Genomic DNA, 17,191 nt, shown 5'->3' on the forward strand with positions numbered 1-17,191 from the left:
TGGTATAATAATTATTTTACAAATTGACTATATTTGGAATTTGTGCTAGTTTAGGAACCATCATTTATGTTTTTATCGATTAATAATCCGTGGTTTTGGTCATAATGTGATCAAGGAGGTGAAAGAAGTGCTTAGAAGAATTGTTCAGTTATTTATTGTTGTAACCGGGGGAACGCTTGGTTATCTTTATCTTCCTGAATTGCTCTCGACGTTGATGAATATTACATGGCAAGGTTGGATTCAATCCGTAGTCGGGGCCGTTTTAGGAGCACTAATCTTATTTTTACTAACATTTTGGATCGTAGATTTCATTGTAAATTTTTTAAGGTGGGTAGAGGATGCCCTCGTACGCGCGCCTGTTGCTGATTTGCTATTTGGGAGTCTGGGATTAATTGTCGGGCTGTTCATTGCTTATTTGGTCAATAACATATTACAAGATATCAAGATTCAAATTGTTAACCAAGTCTTACCGATTTTCATAACATTCCTGCTAGGTTACTTCGGTTTTCAGGTAGGGTTCAAACGTAAGGACGAGTTCTTGAATTTGCTTACCATTGCTAATAAGAAAGATAAGAAAGTGAGTGAAGAAGAACTTGCAGAAGCGGGAGCTATTGACCGTTCAATGATTCCAAAAGAGAAAATTTTAGATACAAGTGTGATCATTGATGGACGAATTGCTGATATTTGTGAAACCCACTTTCTTGAGGGGACGATTGTGATTCCTCAGTTTGTTTTAGAGGAGCTTCAACATATCGCCGACTCTTCAGACGGCCTCAAGCGTAACCGCGGGCGCCGTGGACTAGATATTTTAAACCGTCTCCAAAAGGATTTACCTGTAAAGGTAGAGATTTATGAAGGGGATTTTGATGAGATTCAGGAAGTGGACAGTAAGCTTGTGAAGCTTGCTAAAGTTATGGACGGCATTGTGGTTACAAATGACTTCAACCTTAATAAAGTATGTGAATTCCAAAACGTCCAAGTTCTCAACATTAATGATTTAGCGAATGCGGTTAAGCCTGTCGTTCTTCCTGGTGAAGAGATGACGATTCAGATTATTAAGGACGGGAAAGAACAAAAGCAGGGTATTGGCTACCTAGATGATGGAACGATGATTGTAGTTGAGGAAGGGAAGGAGTACATTGGCAGGACGATTGAGGTTGTCGTGACTAGCGTCCTTCAAACATCTGCGGGTCGTATGATTTTTGCTAAGCCAAAATCACTTGAAAAAGCTTTATAAAAAAGGTATAAACAAATAGAGAAAAACAAAAGTGATAACAGTATGTTATCGCTTTTGTTATTTCAACAAAAATATTAAGTTTTTGCGCATTAGGGATTCTAGTATCCTTTAAAATTAGGGTCATCTATTTTGCGCTTTTCTTAATTAGGATGGTAAAAATGACGAATTATACAGCCATTATTCTAGCTGCCGGGCAGGGGAAGAGGATGCTTGCTGGTAAGAATAAGCAGTTCTTAATGATTGATAGTAAACCGTTAATTATACATACACTTACGATATTTGTATCAGATCGCTGCTGTAAGGAAATTATACTTGTAACAAATGAACGCGAGCACAAACAAATGAGACAGCTTATCAAGGCATATGACTTTGCATCGGCAGTTTCCTTGGTAAATGGTGGGGCAGAGCGACAGGACAGTGTTTATGCAGGCTTGCAAACAATTCAGCAAACACACCTTCCTGTATTTATTCATGATGGGGCCCGCCCTTTTGTAAAACATGAGAATTTACATAAGCTGGCGGATGCCGTGCGTGATAACGGAGCAGCTTTGCTAGCTGTACCGGTGACGGATACGATTAAGCGAAAAAACGAAGGGTATCTGCAGACGCTTAATAGAAAGTTGTTGTGGGCTGCTCAGACCCCGCAAGGCTTTGACTATCCATTAATCTTGGAGGCTCATGAACAGGCACGAATTGAAAAATATGACGGTACGGATGATGCTTCTCTGGTAGAGCGTTTAGGGAAGCAGGTGGAGATCGTTGAAGGAAGCTATGACAATATTAAGTTAACAACTCCGGAAGATTTAGCAAAGGCAGAGGCTTATGCAGGCCGGAATCAAACAGGAAAGGCAGAGGATCAGGCTATGTTTCGAATAGGTCAAGGATTTGATGTGCATCAATTAGCAGAAGGACGTAAATGCATTATTGGCGGTATTGAGATCCCCCATGAAAAGGGGCTGATCGGTCACTCTGATGCTGATGTGTTACTGCATACGATTGCCGACGCTTGTCTTGGAGCAATTGGAGAAGGGGATATCGGCAAACATTTTCCAGATACGGATCCCGAATTCAAAGATGCCGACTCTGGGCAACTGTTGAAGCATGTATGGAATATTGTTAACGAACAAGGCTATGAATTAGGAAATCTTGATTGTACAGTAATCGCAGAAGCACCAAAAATGGCACCTTATATTGATGACATTCGCGAGACTATTGCACGTTTACTTACAGCAGAACAATCACGTATAAATGTGAAAGCGACAACAACGGAGAAGCTTGGTTTCCCTGGAAGAAAAGAAGGGATAGCCGCCCAGGCCGTTATTCTTCTGCAAAATAGTCAACAATCTTAGGTGAAAAGTGATAGAATAAGAAAAGAATTACGCTCGGTTTAACGGGAATTTGGAAAGGAGAACAAATGTATGACGAACGAAGTACGCGTGCGCTATGCGCCAAGTCCAACAGGAAATCTTCACATTGGTAACGCCCGAACTGCTTTATTTAATTACCTTTTTGCAAGAAATGCTGGAGGTAAGTTCATTATTCGTGTAGAGGATACAGATGCAAAGCGAAATGTAGAAGGTGGCGAACAAAGCCAGCTGAACTATTTAAAATGGCTCGGAATTGAATGGGACGAAGGTGCTGATGTCGGCGGTGATTATGGTCCATACCGCCAAATGGAACGTCTTGATTTATATAAAGAATATGTAGATGAACTTCTTGAAAAAGGACATGCTTATAAATGTTACATGACGGAAGAAGAACTTGACGCAGAGCGGGAAGCTCAGCGTGCTCGGGGAGAAGTACCTAAATACTCTGGCGCTCACAGTGATTTATCAGAAGAACAGATTAAGCAATTCGAAGCGGAAGGCCGTCAGCCAAGTATACGTATTCGTGTACCACAAAACAAAACTTATAAATTTAACGATCTCGTACGAGCGGATATCTCCTTCGAATCGAGTGATTTCGGCGACTGGGTTATTGTGAAGAAAAATGGTACGCCGACTTACAACTTTGCTGTTGCTATCGATGATCATTTAATGGAGATCACCCACGTGCTTCGTGGTGAAGAGCACATCTCTAATACGCCGAAGCAAATGATGGTATATGATGCATTAGGCTGGGAGCCGCCAACATTTGGCCACATGACACTTATTTTAAATGAAGACCGTAAGAAGCTAAGTAAACGTGATGAGCATATCCTGCAATTCATTGAACAATATAACAAGCTGGGGTATTTACCTGAAGCGCTATTCAATTTTATTACTCTGCTAGGCTGGTCCCCTGTAGGAGAGGAAGAAATTTTCACACAAGAACAGCTTATTGAACAATTTGATGCAAATCGCTTGTCAACGTCCCCTGCGATCTTTGATCCGGCAAAACTAAAATGGATGAACAATCAATATGTGAAGGCATCAGATTTTGACCAAGTTGTTGAGTTGACCCTCCCTCATCTTGTTGAAGCAGGTCGTTTGTCTGAAAATATGTCTGAGGGTGACCGAGCTTGGGCTCGTGAGCTTATTAGTCTCTACAAAGAGCAATTGAATTATGGTGCTGAAATCGTTGAGCTAACGGAACTCTTTTTCAAAAAAGAAATTCAGTATGATGAAGCAGCAATGGAAGTACTCCAGGGAGATCAAGTTCCAGAAGTATTGGACACTTATAAAACGAAGCTTATGGAACTTGAAGATTTCTCGCCTGCAAACATCAAGGCTCAAATTAAAGCAACTCAAAAAGAAACAGGCCATAAAGGGAAGAAGTTGTTTATGCCGATTCGTGTAGCAACAACTGGTCAAACCCACGGTCCAGAGCTGCCTGATGCCATCCACCTTCTAGGTATTGAAACGGTCACGATTCGTTTGAACGATGCTTTAAATCAGCTTCAAGCCTAAACGATTCACAAACACAATCTTTTATCATATAGTAAAGATACCTATAGGAAACGTTGAAGAGGAGAAGTAAGGAGTCAGACCCTTATGCAGAGAGAATCACCTTTGGCTGAAAGTGATTTTAAGGACGTACTTCTGAAATGCACCTTGGAGTCTGTGGCCGAACGAAGTAGGCTTGCAGCGGTACCTGCCGTTATCAGGACTAAGTGGGGATGACAACAAATCCCAAAACAGAGTGGAACCGCGCGTAACGCGTCTCTGTGCTAATAGAGCACAGAGACGCGTTTTTTATTTAAGGAAAAAATTTTAAAGGTAGTTAGTTACAAAAGGCATACCCACACATGCTTTTTAATATAAAGGAGGGGCAAGAAATGGGGCTTATGAAAATGTTTAAAGAGGATGTTGATGTAGTCTTTGATCAGGATCCGGCAGCTCGTTCTTACGTAGAAGTCATTTTGACATACTCCGGTTTGCACGCGATATGGGCACATCGAATAGCCCATGCTTTTTATAAGCGGAAATTTTTCTTTATTGCCCGAGTCATTTCTCAAGTCAGTCGTTTTTTCACGGGTATTGAAATCCATCCAGGCGCTAAAATCGGTCGTCGTTTCTTTATCGACCATGGAATGGGGGTTGTGATTGGTGAAACATGTGAAATAGGCGATAATGTGACGTTATTTCAAGGCGTAACGTTAGGCGGAACAGGGAAAGAGAAAGGAAAACGACATCCGACTCTTAAGGATAACTCCCTCGTTGCCACAGGAGCGAAGGTATTAGGATCGATCACGATTGGGGAAAATTCTAAAGTCGGGGCAGGTTCAGTCGTGCTGCATGAAGTGCCCGATAATTCAACCGTTGTCGGTATCCCAGGTCACGTCGTTGTTCAAGATGGAAAGAAAATCGGCAAAAAGGACCTCGACCATCATAAACTTCCTGATCCGGTGTATGATCGACTTGATCAACTGGAAAAAGAAATCGAATATTTGCGTAATCAAGTAGATGAGGCGGAAGGAGTCAAGCATAATGAGCATTAACGTTTACAACACACTAACAAGAACAAAAGAAGCTTTTCAACCGCTGGAAGAGGGAAAAGTGAAAATGTATGTTTGCGGCCCGACCGTTTATAACTATATTCATATCGGTAACGCTCGCCCAGCTATCGTATTTGATACAGTGCGTAGGTATTTCGAATATCGAGGCTATGAGGTCGAGTACGTGCTCAACTTTACAGATGTTGATGATAAATTAATCAAAGCAGCAAATGAAATGGGGGAAGAGGTGCCAGACATCGCTAACCGCTTCATTGAGGCATATAAAGAAGATGTCAGTGCACTGGGTGTGAAAGAAGCCGTACACCACCCTCGGGTAACGGATAACATGGAGGAAATTATTACCTTTATTAAAGGGTTAATAGAGAAAGGTTTTGCTTATGAGTCAGAGGGGGATGTTTATTTCCGCACCCGTTCTTTTGATGAATACGGGAAGCTGTCTCACCAATCGATTGATGAGCTTCGTTCAGGGGCACGGATTGAAGTGGGGGAAAAGAAAGAAAATCCACTTGACTTCACTCTCTGGAAAGAGGCGAAATCTGAAGAAATTTCCTGGGAAAGTCCTTGGGGGAAAGGACGCCCAGGCTGGCATATTGAGTGCTCCGCTATGGCTCAAAAGTATTTAGGGGACACGATCGATATCCATGCAGGAGGGCAAGATTTAACGTTTCCTCACCACGAAAATGAAATTGCCCAGTCTGAAGCAAATAACGGTGAATCCTTTGCCCGTTACTGGATGCATAATGGGTATATAAATATTGAAAATGAAAAAATGTCTAAGTCTCTAGGGAACTTTGTCCTCGCTCATGATCTTGTTCAGAAACATGACCCGCAGGTGATCCGTTTCTTTATGCTAAGTGTACAATACCGCCACCCGATTAACTTTAGTGATGAGCTTTTAGCAGGGGCCAAAAACAGCTTTGATCGAATCCGTAATGCATATGAAAACGTTCAACACCGCAAGCAATCTAGTATGAATCTACAAGAAGATACGGCTTCGTGGATGGAACAAATTGAACAGCATAAACAGCAGTTCATTGCCGAAATGGATGATGACTTTAATACAGCTAACGCGATCTCCGTGTTGTTTGATTTAACAAAATCAGCGAACCTTTATTTACAGTCAGATCAGACGAATGAAGCGGTGCTTGAGGGTTACGAACAAGCATTGAAAGAGTTGGCGGGAGTTCTAGGGCTTCAGGTTGCCCAAGAGATCGAATTGCTGGATGAAGAAGTGGATGCGTTAATTGCTGAACGCAAACAGGCTCGTAAGGATCGCAACTTTGAACGCGCGGACCAGATTCGTGATGAGTTGAAGGATCGCAACATTATCCTCGAGGACACGTCCCAAGGTACACGTTGGAAGCGGGACTGACGGGATGGCGTTAACGAATGTGAAACAAATGAAAAGCCTCGCTCTCGCCTATATGGGAGACGGGGTTTACGAATTATATGTCCGCAAGCACTTACTTGAAAAAGGTGAAATTAAACCACAGGAACTGCATAAGGCGGCTGTTAGGTTTGTGTCAGCTAAATCACAGGCGAAAGTCGTACAAGCATGGCAAGATGGGGATTTTTTAACCGAAGAAGAGGCAGGCGTACTCAGGCGTGGCCGCAACGCAAAGTCTGGATCCGTGCCGAAGAATACGAACGTGCAAACCTATCGCTACTCAACGGCATTTGAAGCAGTTCTTGGCTATCATTATTTAGCAGGTCATGAGGAGCGTCTGAATGAACTGATAGCGAGTGCCATTGATCTCGTTGAAGAAAGGAGCGAAAGCGATGAATGATGAATGGATTATCGGCAAGAACAGTGTACAGGAAGCGTTAAGGTCAGGACGTTCAATCAACAAAGTGCTCGCCTCAGATCAGCTTCAGCATCAGGCTTTAAAGAAGCTCGAACAGCTTGCCAAAGAAAACGGCATCATTGTCCAGCGTGTCCCAAAGAAAAAGATTGATCAGCTTGTTGATGGAAATCACCAAGGGGTAGCTGCTGCTGTGGCTGCTTATGAATACAGTGATATCGATGATTTGTTCGCCCGAGCTGAAGACAAAGGGGAGACCCCTTTTTTCATTATTTTAGATGAGATTGAAGACCCTCACAACTTAGGATCGATTTTACGAACGGCAGATGCGAGCGGAGCACATGGCGTCATTATTCCTAAGCGCAGGTCTGTTGGTTTAACAACTACGGTAGCCAAAACGTCCACTGGGGCGATTGAATATATCCCCGTAGCCCGTGTAACTAATCTTTCCCGTACGATAGATGAACTGAAGGAGCGGTTCGTTTGGGTGGTTGGAACAGATGCTGAGGGCACAGAGGATTACCGGCAAATGGATGGAAACATGGCCATCGCTCTTGTCATCGGTAGTGAAGGGAAGGGGATGAGCCGCCTAACGAAGGAGAAGTGTGACTGGATGGTGCGTCTGCCTATGGCTGGACAAGTCACCTCCTTGAATGCGTCGGTTGCTGCTTCCCTATTGATGTATGAAGTTTATAGAAAACGTCACCCTGTTGGTGAGTAGCGATGGTAGTCTTACTAGTCGATGGGTATAACATCATTGGAGCCTGGCCGGAGCTTAAAGGTTTAAAGGATCGAGACCTTAGCCAGGCCAGGGATCTTTTGATCGAACGGATGGCCGAATACCAGGCCTACACTGGTGACCGTGTGATTATTGTATTTGATGCGTATCATGTGAGAGGGCTTGGAAAGAAGCAAAACAATTTTAAGGTAGAAGTGATTTATACAAAAGAAAACGAAACAGCTGATGAACGGATCGAAAAACTTGCTGGAAATTTAACAGATGTGCGGACAAAAGTTTACGTTGCTACTTCAGATTATGCAGAACAGCGCACAATTTTTGCCCAAGGGGCTTTTAGGAAATCAGCAAGGGAGTTACACATCGAAGTGGCGAATATTCAAAGCGAAATAAAAAAAGATGTAGAATCCCATAAGAGGGTTCAATATCAGCCTAAGATTCCGATAAATAAGGAGATACGTGATATTTTTGAGAAGTGGCGCAGAGGGGATAAATAACCAAGAGATGTTGACGTTTCTGAAGCGCTTACTGTATAATATTTCTATATTTACGTACCATGTCGGAGGGATCCTGAGTGAGCATCGGACAAACTGAGGCAGGCATCAAGGAGCTGGATCTTGACAAACTGGATGATGAAGTAATCATTGAACGAATTAACCAGGGAGAGATTCAGGCTTTGGATTATTTAATTAATAAATACAAGAATTTCGTTCGCGCAAAAGCTCGAACTTATTTTCTTATTGGTGCAGATCGAGAAGACATCGTCCAAGAAGGGATGATCGGCCTGTATAAGGCCATTCGTGACTATCAAGAGGACAAATTATCTTCGTTTAAAGCTTTCGCAGAATTGTGTGTTACCCGTCAAATTATTACCGCAATTAAGACCGCCACAAGACAAAAACACATTCCACTTAATTCCTATGTTTCCTTAGATAAACCTATTTTTGATGAAGAATCCGATCGTACACTATTAGATGTTATCGCTGGTTCTAAGGCGATCGACCCACAAGAACTTATGGTTAACAAAGAAAAGTTCGGCGATATGGAAGAAAAAATCTCTGAATTATTAAGCGAATTAGAGCAAAAGGTGCTCGCGCTATATTTGGATGGGCAGTCCTATCAGGAAATTTCTGTTGAGTTGAAACGCCATGTAAAGTCCATCGATAACGCTCTCCAGCGTGTCAAAAGAAAACTAGAAAAGTACTTGGAAGTGAGCGAAATTACGCTTTGAAGTATAATTGACACGCACATGAAAGCGTGCTACATTTATGAAAGTGATTAAACCTCTAGTGTGAGGTGATACTAACGATGACTACGAAAATTATTCTAGCTTGCGTACAATGTCAAAGTCGCAATTATAGTACTCATAAAAATCGATCAAATCAATCTGAGCGTTTAGAGGTTCGTAAGTTTTGCAAAACGTGTAAAACTCATACACTGCATCGTGAAACGAAATAGGATGAAGCCGGCAGGCATAAGTTTGGAGGTAGTGTCACATGTTTAAATTCTTCAAGAACGTTGCTCGTGAAATGCGTAAGGTAAGCTGGCCTAAAGGGCACGAACTTACGAGGTACACCATCACCGTTTTAGGAACCGTAGCTTTCGTTGCTGTGTTTTTTGCAGTCGTTGATCTAGGAATCTCTCAGGTACTTGAACTCATTTCTAAATAATAGTACAGTCTAAACTGTGATATAATATATAATAGCCTTGCAACAAAAACCCGTTTAACGGGTTTTTTATGTTGGACTAATTTAAATACTTTCGATAAGGGAGGGAAGGGCAAGCCACTTGTCCTGTATGAATGGAAAAAAGATGGTATGTGGTTCACACCTATTCAGGTTATGAAAACAAAGTAAGAGCCAATTTAGAGAAACGTGTCGAATCTATGGGAATGGAGGATAAGATCTTCCGCGTTCTTGTCCCTGAAGACGAAGAAACTGAAATTAAGAATGGAAAGCGTAAAGTCGCCAAGAAAAAAGTTTTTCCTGGTTATGTACTAGCTGAAATGGTGATGACGGATGATTCTTGGTATGTGGTTCGTAATACACCAGGTGTCACTGGATTCGTTGGGTCTACTGGTTCTGGTTCTAAACCAATCCCTCTCTTGCCTGAAGAAGTGGAAACGGTGCTTAAGCGCATGGGTATGGACAAGCCCGTACCTGCAGAGGTAGACTTTGAGGTGAAAGAAAGTGTGAAGGTTACGGAAGGTCCTTTCGCAAACTTCACGGGGTCAATTGAACATATCGATGTAGACAAGCAAAAGGTGAAGGTTCACGTCAATATGTTTGGTCGGGAAACACCGGTGGAATTAGATTTTTCTCAGATTGAGAAACTATAAATTATTGTTCCCTCTTGCATTATGTTTTAATAGATGCTAAAATTTTTATGTTCTTTATGTGCCTCTTAAAAGGGGCGTTGATGCATATTTGAGATGAGTGGGAGGGGTAAACCCTATTACCACATCACGGACTTTAAGGAGGTGTGTCTCGTGGCTAAAAAAGTTATTAAGGTTGTTAAGCTTCAGATCCCAGCAGGTAAAGCTAACCCAGCACCGCCAGTAGGACCGGCGCTAGGTCAAGCAGGTATCAATATCATGGGTTTCTGTAAGGAGTTTAACGCTAAAACGCAAGATCAAGCGGGTATGATTATTCCGGTTGAAATCTCGGTTTTTGAAGACCGTTCATTTACATTTGTTACAAAAACTCCGCCAGCTGCCGTTCTTCTTAAGAAAGCAGCAGGTATCGAATCAGGTTCAGGCGAGCCGAACCGTAACAAGGTAGCTGCCGTTAAGCGTGATCAAGTTCGCGAAATCGCGGAAACGAAAATGCCTGACTTAAATGCTGCTGACGTTGAGGCTGCAATGCGCATGGTTGAAGGTACAGCGCGCAGTATGGGAATCACAGTTGAAGACTAATCCCACAGCGTCACTCTGATGGAGTTAAAGGTTGCGAGAAAGGAAATTTCCTTGCTATCGCAACCTTTATTCGTGGGAGGTTAATCCGTTAAAACCACAACAAGGAGGAAATAAAATGGCTAAAAAAACGAAGAAACAACAAGAACTTCTTAAACTTGTTGATCGTACGAAATCATACGATGCACAAGAAGCAATTAGTCTTGTAAAAGAAACATCTAAAGCAAACTTTGATGAAACCGTTGAAGCTGCTTTCCGTCTAGGTGTTGATCCTAAGAAAGCGGACCAACAAATTCGTGGAGCTATGGTGCTTCCACACGGTACTGGTAAAACACAAAGCGTTCTTGTTTTCGCTAAAGGTGATAAAGCGAAGGAAGCAGAAGCTGCTGGTGCAGACTACGTTGGAGAACAGGACCTTATTAACAAAATTAATCAAGGTTGGTTTGAGTTTGATGTCGTTGTCGCTACTCCTGACATGATGGCTGAAGTTGGTAAACTTGGTCGAGTCCTAGGACCTAAAGGGCTTATGCCAAACCCTAAAACAGGAACCGTTACGTTTGAAGTAGAGAAAGCGGTAAACGAAATCAAAGCAGGTAAAGTAGAATACCGCGTCGACAAAGCGGCTAACATTCATGTGCCAATTGGTAAGTCTTCTTTTGATGCAGAGAAGCTTAAAGAAAACTTCGATGCAATCACAGAAGCGTTGGTAAAAGCTAAACCTCAAGCTGCTAAAGGGGTTTACATGCGTAATGCAGCCGTTTCTTCAACAATGGGACCTGGCATCAAAGTTGACGTTTCAAACTACGTTAAGTAATAATTTAAATGTTGACTTTCCGTTTCTAGTTTTTTATAATTAGAAATGTTGTATAAATCGATTACGTTATACCGTAGACAGTAGGTGCGATCAATCGCTTAATTTTCCTACCGAGGTGTGTGAATAGACAGGACAGGATCCTGTTCTGACATACGTACCTCCATGTCTAGTGGGGGTACTTTTTTGTGTCAACCTTTTATAGACCTTGGCACCAGAAGCGGTATGATGATAAGTCAATAGGAGGTGGAACGATGAGCAAAATTATCGAGCAGAAACAGCAGGTTGTTGCTGAAATTGCTGACAAGTTTCGTAACAGTAAATCTGCAGTACTTGTAGATTACCGCGGTCTTGATGTAGCAGAAGTAACAGAACTTCGTATGCAGCTTCGTGAAGCTGGTGTAGACTTCAAAGTGTACAAAAACACAATGACTCGCCGTGCTGTACGAGATGCTGAGCTTGCAGAACTTGAGGAGGTTCTAGTTGGACCTACAGCTCTTGCGTTTAGTGAGGATGACGCTGTATCCCCAGCAAGAATTCTTAATAACTTTGCCAAAGATCACGATAATCTTGAACTTAAAGGCGGCGTGATTGAAGGACAAGTAGCGACTCTTGAACAAATCAAAGAACTTGCAACCCTTCCAAACTACGAAGGTCTTGTATCTATGTTCCTAAGCGTGCTTCAAGCACCTATTCGCAACTTCGCTTACGCTACAAAAGCAATTGCCGATCAAAAAGAAGAAGAAAGCGCGTAAGTCAGCGTTCGTTTTTGCAAAATAAATTATTATATAAAATCTAAGGAGGAAATTTCTCATGTCTAATGAACAAATTATCGAAGCGATCAAAGAGATGTCCGTTCTTGAGCTTAACGACCTAGTTAAAGCAATTGAAGAAGAATTTGGTGTATCTGCTGCAGCTCCAGTTGCAGCTGGCGGTGCTGCTGCGGGTGGCGAAGCTGAAGAAGAACAAACTGAATTTGATGTAGTACTAGAATCTGCTGGAAGCTCTAAAATTAAAGTTGTTAAAGCGGTTCGCGAAATCACTGGTCTTGGCCTTAAAGATGCAAAAGATCTAGTTGACAATGCACCTGGTGCTATTAAAGAAGGCGTAGCTAAAGAAGAAGCTGAAGAAGTGAAATCTAAGCTTGAAGAGGCTGGCGCTTCTGTAGAAGTTAAGTAATCGTACCTGTTTAAGTAAAGCTCGCTGACTATCGGCGAGCTTTCTTTATCTTCTTTTATCCTACAGTGAAACAGAGTCTTTGAAAGCTCTATCTACCGTCAAAAGAAGGTGTTCCGTATGTCTGAGCATTATTATTCAAAGAAAACAAACGCTAAGAGTGATGAACGTACATGGTCATTTTTGTTAAGGGGAACGTCTTTAACTTTTACAACAGACCATGCTGTTTTTTCTAAAGGAGAAGTAGACTTTGGTTCACGGCTTCTCATTGAGACGTTTGAAGTGCCGGTTGTTGATGGAGACTTGCTTGATCTTGGATGCGGATACGGGCCAATCGGTTTATCGTTAGCCAAGGATTTAAGTGAACGTCACGTATGGCTGGTCGATGTGAACGAGCGAGCTTTAGAGCTGTCAAGAAAGAATGCCGTACAAAATCAACTAGAAAACGTGTCAATTAAAGAGAGTGATCGCTTCTCTAGCATTAAAGAGAACCAGTTTGCTGCAATCTTAACGAACCCGCCGATCCGTGCTGGAAAGAGAACGGTACACGCTATGTTTGAAGATGCACATGAAGCCCTTGTGGATCAAGGTGAACTATGGGTTGTCATTCAAAAGAAACAAGGTGCTCCTTCAGCCAAAGAGAAGCTGAAGGAATGGTTCGGTAATGTAGAAGTCATCGTGAAGCAAAAGGGCTACTATATATTGAAAGCAAAAAAGTTTGACCGCTCTATTGATTTGTGCTAGTATTGAAAAATGCCAATATGACCTTTGTGTTGTCAAGTCCTTTTTTCATTAAATTGAATAAATTTTTGATAGAAGGATAGAATGGTAAATCGAACATGCAAAATGAAATGAGGTTTTTGGTTGAAAACCCTTTTTCCTTTTTGTCTAACGTTAGAGAGAAATGAAGAAACACCATCCGCTTACAAGGATGTTTACAATAGTGCTTGTGGCAAGATCAACCGCAAGCCTGTTCGGCATGTCTTTGCCGAACCCTTTTTTCGTTATAAAATTGCTTGATTTGAGGGGTGAATCAGTTGACAGGTCAACTAGTTCAATACGGACGGCACCGCCAACGCAGAAGTTATGCACGTATCAGTGAAGTATTAGAGTTACCAAACTTAATCGAGATTCAAACCGCGTCTTATGATTGGTTTTTACAAGAAGGTTTGAAAGAAATGTTTAAAGACATTTCACCGATTGAAGATTTCACAGGTAACCTATCACTTGAGTTTGTAGACTATAGTCTTGGCGAGCCGAAGTATCCAGTAGATGAGTCAAAAGATCGAGACGTAACATACAACGCACCGCTTCGTGTGAAAGTTCGTCTTCTAAACAATGAAACAGGCGAAGTAAAGGAACAAGAAGTATTTATGGGAGACTTCCCGCTAATGACAGACACAGGTACCTTTATTATTAATGGTGCTGAGCGTGTTATCGTTTCACAGCTTGTTCGCTCTCCAAGTGTATATTTCAATAAAAAGATTGATAAAAACGGTAAGAGAGGCGTATCCGCTACAGTAATTCCAAACCGCGGAGCATGGCTTGAGTTCGAAACGGATGCCAAAGATGTTGTTCACGTTCGTATCGACCGGACTCGTAAACTTCCGATTACCGTGTTATTACGTGCTCTAGGCTTTGGAACAGATCAAGAAATTACCGATCTGATTGGTGATAATGAGTACTTGAAAAACACGTTAGAAAAGGACAACACTGAGAATAGTGAGAAAGCATTACTCGAAATTTATGAGCGTCTACGCCCGGGCGAGCCGCCTACAGTAGAGAATGCGAAGAGCTTACTCGTATCCCGTTTCTTTGACCCGAAACGTTATGACCTTGCACGCGTAGGTCGTTATAAAATGAATAAAAAGCTCCACATTAAAGACCGTCTATTTAATCAAACATTAGCAGAAACGCTCGTAGATGAAGAGACAGGTGAAGTACTAGCAGAAAAAGGTGCTAAAATCGACCGTCGTTTGTTGGATAAATTAATTCCTCATTTCGATAACGAAGAGGAAACGACAAGTGAGCGCCTGTTAGACCCATCTGATGGTGTGCTTGAAGAGCCAATCCGTGTTCAGTCTGTCAAGATTGTAGACCCGACTGATCCAGAAGGTGAACGCTCTATTAATGTAATTGGAAACGCCAATATCGATCGTGGTGTGAAGAACATTACACCAGCAGATATTATCTCTTCCATCAGCTATTTCTTCAATTTGCTCCACACGGTTGGCGGAACGGACGACATTGACCATTTAGGTAACCGTCGTCTACGTTCAGTTGGGGAATTGCTTCAGAACCAATTCCGTATTGGGTTATCTCGTATGGAGCGTGTGGTTCGTGAGCGGATGTCCATCCAGGACACATCTTCTATTACACCGCAGCAATTGATTAATATTAGACCGGTGATTGCATCGATTAAAGAGTTCTTTGGGAGCTCGCAACTTTCACAGTTCATGGACCAAACGAACCCGCTTGCTGAACTGACACACAAACGTCGTTTGTCAGCACTAGGACCCGGCGGTCTAACACGTGAACGCGCCGGCTTTGAAGTTCGTGACGTACACTACTCTCACTATGGGCGTATGTGTCCGATCGAAACTCCAGAAGGGCCGAATATCGGGTTAATTAACTCTTTATCTTCCTATGCAAAAGTTAACGAATTTGGTTTTATTGAAACACCGTATCGCCGTGTCGATCCAGAAACTAATAAGGTAACGGCGCAGATTGATTACTTGACTGCAGACGAAGAGGACAACTATGTAGTCGCACAAGCCAACGCGAAGCTTGATGAAGATGGTTCTTTCCAAGATGAAGAGGTTATTTCTCGTTTCCGTGGGGAAAACACAGTCGTTAGCCGTGATCGTCTTGATTACATGGATGTATCGCCAAAACAAGTTGTTTCTGCAGCAACTGCATGTATTCCTTTCCTAGAAAACGATGACTCCAACCGTTCTCTCATGGGTGCAAACATGCAGCGTCAAGCAGTGCCATTGCTTAAGCCCGATGCACCAATTGTCGGTACTGGAATGGAATATGTATCCGGAAAAGATTCCGGTGCTGCTGTCATTTGTCATCATGAAGGTGTTGTTGAACGCGTTGAAGCGAAAGAGGTTCTGGTACGCCGTATTTCCGAGGTTGATGGCAAGGAGGTAGAAGGTGACCTAGACCGCTATCGCTTACAGAAGTTTATCCGTTCAAACCAGGGAAGCTGCTACAACCAGCGTCCAATCGTTTCTAAAGGGGATCGTGTAACAAAAGGTGAAATCCTTGCTGACGGTCCATCGATGGATATGGGTGAGCTTGCCTTAGGTCAAAACCCACTTGTTGCCTTTATGACATGGGATGGTTATAACTATGAGGATGCCATCATCATGAGCGAACGCCTTGTGAAAGATGATGTATATACATCCATTCATATAGAAGAATATGAGTCCGAAGCTCGTGATACGAAGCTTGGACCAGAAGAAATCACTCGTGACATTCCTAACGTTGGCGAAGATGCCCTTCGTGACTTGGATGAGCGCGGGATCATCCGCGTTGGAGCTGAAGTGAGTGACGGAGATCTTCTAGTCGGAAAAGTAACACCTAAAGGGGTTACTGAATTGTCCGCTGAGGAACGTCTCCTACACGCAATTTTCGGTGAAAAAGCACGTGAAGTTCGAGACACTTCTCTTCGCGTACCACATGGAGCAGGCGGAATTGTACTTGATGTGAAGATCTTCAACCGTGAAGACGGCGATGAGCTCCCACCAGGTGTAAACCAATTGATTCGTGCCTACATCGTTCAGAAGCGTAAAATTTCTGAAGGGGATAAAATGGCGGGGCGTCACGGGAACAAAGGGGTTATATCTAAGATTCTCCCTGAAGAAGATATGCCATATCTGCCAGACGGAACACCTGTTGATGTCATGCTTAACCCTCTAGGGGTTCCATCTCGTATGAACATCGGTCAAGTACTTGAGTTGCATTTGGGAATGGCTGCACGTCAGCTTGGAACTCGTGTAGCTACACCAGTATTTGATGGTGCTCGTGAGGAAGATGTATGGGAAACACTAGAAGAAGCAGGGATGTCGCGTGATGCGAAAACAATCCTTTATGATGGACGTACAGGGGAACCATTTGATAACCGTGTATCTGTTGGTGTCATGTACATGATCAAGCTGGCACACATGGTTGATGATAAATTACACGCCCGCTCTACTGGACCATACTCTCTTGTAACGCAGCAACCGCTTGGTGGTAAAGCGCAATTCGGTGGACAGCGTTTCGGTGAGATGGAAGTATGGGCGCTAGAGGCATATGGTGCTGCTTATACACTACAAGAAATCCTTACGGTCAAGTCTGATGATGTAGTCGGTCGTGTGAAGACGTATGAAGCGATCGTTAAAGGTGATAACGTTCCAGAGCCAGGTGTCCCAGAATCCTTTAAAGTTCTTATTAAGGAGCTTCAAAGTCTGGGTATGGATGTGAAAATTCTATCTGGTGACGAGAAGGAAATCGAAATGCGAGATATTGAAGAGGAACAAACCAAGGAATCTGAGAACTTGAACATGGAAGAATAATAGGCGAGATTGTGTT

General features: G+C 42.7%; 18 protein-coding genes and 2 other annotated features. All 18 genes read left to right on the forward strand.

Going from position 1 to position 17,191, the window contains the following annotated elements:
• Positions 1 to 127: 127 nt before the first annotated feature.
• The 18 genes from MUO14_RS12395 (at position 128) to rpoB (ending at position 17,175) form a co-directional block, all read left to right on the forward strand.
• Positions 128 to 1,237 (forward strand): PIN/TRAM domain-containing protein, encoded by a 1,110-nt coding sequence (locus MUO14_RS12395; protein ID WP_244751013.1) that lies wholly within the window; start codon positions 128 to 130, stop codon positions 1,235 to 1,237.
• A gap of 158 nt (positions 1,238 to 1,395) precedes the next feature.
• Positions 1,396 to 2,586, forward strand: a complete 1,191-nt coding sequence (locus tag MUO14_RS12400; RefSeq protein ID WP_255822111.1) for a bifunctional 2-C-methyl-D-erythritol 4-phosphate cytidylyltransferase/2-C-methyl-D-erythritol 2,4-cyclodiphosphate synthase — start codon at positions 1,396 to 1,398, stop codon at positions 2,584 to 2,586.
• Between the two features lie 69 nt (positions 2,587 to 2,655).
• A complete protein-coding gene (gltX, locus tag MUO14_RS12405; RefSeq protein ID WP_244751014.1) occupies positions 2,656 to 4,125 on the forward strand; it encodes a glutamate--tRNA ligase in 1,470 nt (489 codons plus the stop codon).
• A gap of 44 nt (positions 4,126 to 4,169) precedes the next feature.
• Positions 4,170 to 4,385 (forward strand) — a binding site (T-box leader).
• 108 nt (positions 4,386 to 4,493) lie between these two features.
• Positions 4,494 to 5,156 carry a serine O-acetyltransferase gene (gene cysE, locus MUO14_RS12410; RefSeq protein ID WP_244751015.1) on the forward strand — a complete coding sequence of 221 codons (663 nt, stop codon included), beginning with the start codon at positions 4,494 to 4,496 and terminating at the stop codon, positions 5,154 to 5,156.
• On the forward strand, positions 5,146 to 6,546 hold the full coding sequence (gene cysS, locus MUO14_RS12415; RefSeq protein WP_244751016.1) for a cysteine--tRNA ligase: 1,401 nt from the start codon (positions 5,146 to 5,148) through the stop codon (positions 6,544 to 6,546). Before cysE ends, cysS begins: the two co-directional genes overlap by 11 nt.
• A gap of 4 nt (positions 6,547 to 6,550) precedes the next feature.
• On the forward strand, positions 6,551 to 6,961 hold the full coding sequence (locus MUO14_RS12420; protein ID WP_244751017.1) for a Mini-ribonuclease 3: 411 nt from the start codon (positions 6,551 to 6,553) through the stop codon (positions 6,959 to 6,961).
• Complete coding sequence (gene rlmB / locus MUO14_RS12425; RefSeq protein ID WP_244751018.1) at positions 6,954 to 7,697, forward strand: 23S rRNA (guanosine(2251)-2'-O)-methyltransferase RlmB; 744 nt, start codon at positions 6,954 to 6,956, stop codon at positions 7,695 to 7,697. Before MUO14_RS12420 ends, rlmB begins: the two co-directional genes overlap by 8 nt.
• A 2-nt stretch (positions 7,698 to 7,699) precedes the next feature.
• Positions 7,700 to 8,209: an NYN domain-containing protein gene (locus MUO14_RS12430; RefSeq protein WP_244751019.1), complete on the forward strand. Its 510-nt coding sequence runs from the start codon at positions 7,700 to 7,702 to the stop codon at positions 8,207 to 8,209.
• Positions 8,210 to 8,286: 77 nt separating this feature from the next.
• The gene (gene sigH / locus MUO14_RS12435) at positions 8,287 to 8,943 is read left to right on the forward strand and encodes an RNA polymerase sporulation sigma factor SigH (protein ID WP_244751020.1); all 657 of its coding nucleotides are present in this window, start codon (positions 8,287 to 8,289) and stop codon (positions 8,941 to 8,943) included.
• Positions 8,944 to 9,020: 77 nt separating this feature from the next.
• Positions 9,021 to 9,170: a 50S ribosomal protein L33 gene (rpmG, locus tag MUO14_RS12440; protein ID WP_244751021.1), complete on the forward strand. Its 150-nt coding sequence runs from the start codon at positions 9,021 to 9,023 to the stop codon at positions 9,168 to 9,170.
• 38 nt (positions 9,171 to 9,208) lie between these two features.
• A complete protein-coding gene (gene secE, locus MUO14_RS12445) occupies positions 9,209 to 9,382 on the forward strand; it encodes a preprotein translocase subunit SecE (RefSeq protein WP_244751022.1) in 174 nt (57 codons plus the stop codon).
• Between the two features lie 131 nt (positions 9,383 to 9,513).
• Positions 9,514 to 10,050 carry a transcription termination/antitermination protein NusG gene (nusG, locus tag MUO14_RS12450; protein WP_244751023.1) on the forward strand — a complete coding sequence of 179 codons (537 nt, stop codon included), beginning with the start codon at positions 9,514 to 9,516 and terminating at the stop codon, positions 10,048 to 10,050.
• A gap of 150 nt (positions 10,051 to 10,200) precedes the next feature.
• Complete coding sequence (rplK, locus tag MUO14_RS12455) at positions 10,201 to 10,626, forward strand: 50S ribosomal protein L11 (RefSeq protein WP_244751024.1); 426 nt, start codon at positions 10,201 to 10,203, stop codon at positions 10,624 to 10,626.
• 115 nt (positions 10,627 to 10,741) lie between these two features.
• Positions 10,742 to 11,437 (forward strand): 50S ribosomal protein L1, encoded by a 696-nt coding sequence (gene rplA / locus MUO14_RS12460; protein WP_244751025.1) that lies wholly within the window; start codon positions 10,742 to 10,744, stop codon positions 11,435 to 11,437.
• Positions 11,438 to 11,490: 53 nt separating this feature from the next.
• Positions 11,491 to 11,631: a sequence feature (ribosomal protein L10 leader region), on the forward strand.
• 57 nt (positions 11,632 to 11,688) lie between these two features.
• A complete protein-coding gene (gene rplJ, locus MUO14_RS12465) occupies positions 11,689 to 12,189 on the forward strand; it encodes a 50S ribosomal protein L10 (protein WP_244751026.1) in 501 nt (166 codons plus the stop codon).
• 58 nt (positions 12,190 to 12,247) lie between these two features.
• Positions 12,248 to 12,613 (forward strand): 50S ribosomal protein L7/L12, encoded by a 366-nt coding sequence (rplL, locus tag MUO14_RS12470; RefSeq protein ID WP_244751027.1) that lies wholly within the window; start codon positions 12,248 to 12,250, stop codon positions 12,611 to 12,613.
• 117 nt (positions 12,614 to 12,730) lie between these two features.
• A complete protein-coding gene (locus tag MUO14_RS12475; RefSeq protein ID WP_244751028.1) occupies positions 12,731 to 13,354 on the forward strand; it encodes a class I SAM-dependent methyltransferase in 624 nt (207 codons plus the stop codon).
• A 293-nt stretch (positions 13,355 to 13,647) separates the two neighbouring features.
• Positions 13,648 to 17,175 carry a DNA-directed RNA polymerase subunit beta gene (rpoB, locus tag MUO14_RS12480; RefSeq protein ID WP_244751029.1) on the forward strand — a complete coding sequence of 1,176 codons (3,528 nt, stop codon included), beginning with the start codon at positions 13,648 to 13,650 and terminating at the stop codon, positions 17,173 to 17,175.
• Positions 17,176 to 17,191 lie beyond the last annotated feature (16 nt).

It is taken from the genome of Halobacillus shinanisalinarum (assembly GCF_022919835.1).
Lineage (GTDB): Bacteria > Bacillota > Bacilli > Bacillales > Halobacillaceae > Halobacillus_A > Halobacillus_A shinanisalinarum.

Coding starts and splice junctions, on each gene's coding strand:
- MUO14_RS12400 (WP_255822111.1), top strand. CDS start 1,396: ATGACGAATTATACAGCCATTATTCTAGCTGCCGGGCAGGGGAAGAGG.
- gltX (WP_244751014.1), top strand. CDS start 2,656: ATGACGAACGAAGTACGCGTGCGCTATGCGCCAAGTCCAACAGGAAAT.
- cysE (WP_244751015.1), top strand. CDS start 4,494: ATGGGGCTTATGAAAATGTTTAAAGAGGATGTTGATGTAGTCTTTGAT.
- cysS (WP_244751016.1), top strand. CDS start 5,146: ATGAGCATTAACGTTTACAACACACTAACAAGAACAAAAGAAGCTTTT.
- MUO14_RS12420 (WP_244751017.1), top strand. CDS start 6,551: ATGGCGTTAACGAATGTGAAACAAATGAAAAGCCTCGCTCTCGCCTAT.
- rlmB (WP_244751018.1), top strand. CDS start 6,954: ATGAATGATGAATGGATTATCGGCAAGAACAGTGTACAGGAAGCGTTA.
- MUO14_RS12430 (WP_244751019.1), top strand. CDS start 7,700: ATGGTAGTCTTACTAGTCGATGGGTATAACATCATTGGAGCCTGGCCG.
- rpmG (WP_244751021.1), top strand. CDS start 9,021: ATGACTACGAAAATTATTCTAGCTTGCGTACAATGTCAAAGTCGCAAT.
- secE (WP_244751022.1), top strand. CDS start 9,209: ATGTTTAAATTCTTCAAGAACGTTGCTCGTGAAATGCGTAAGGTAAGC.
- nusG (WP_244751023.1), top strand. CDS start 9,514: ATGGAAAAAAGATGGTATGTGGTTCACACCTATTCAGGTTATGAAAAC.
- rplA (WP_244751025.1), top strand. CDS start 10,742: ATGGCTAAAAAAACGAAGAAACAACAAGAACTTCTTAAACTTGTTGAT.
- rplJ (WP_244751026.1), top strand. CDS start 11,689: ATGAGCAAAATTATCGAGCAGAAACAGCAGGTTGTTGCTGAAATTGCT.
- rplL (WP_244751027.1), top strand. CDS start 12,248: ATGTCTAATGAACAAATTATCGAAGCGATCAAAGAGATGTCCGTTCTT.
- MUO14_RS12475 (WP_244751028.1), top strand. CDS start 12,731: ATGTCTGAGCATTATTATTCAAAGAAAACAAACGCTAAGAGTGATGAA.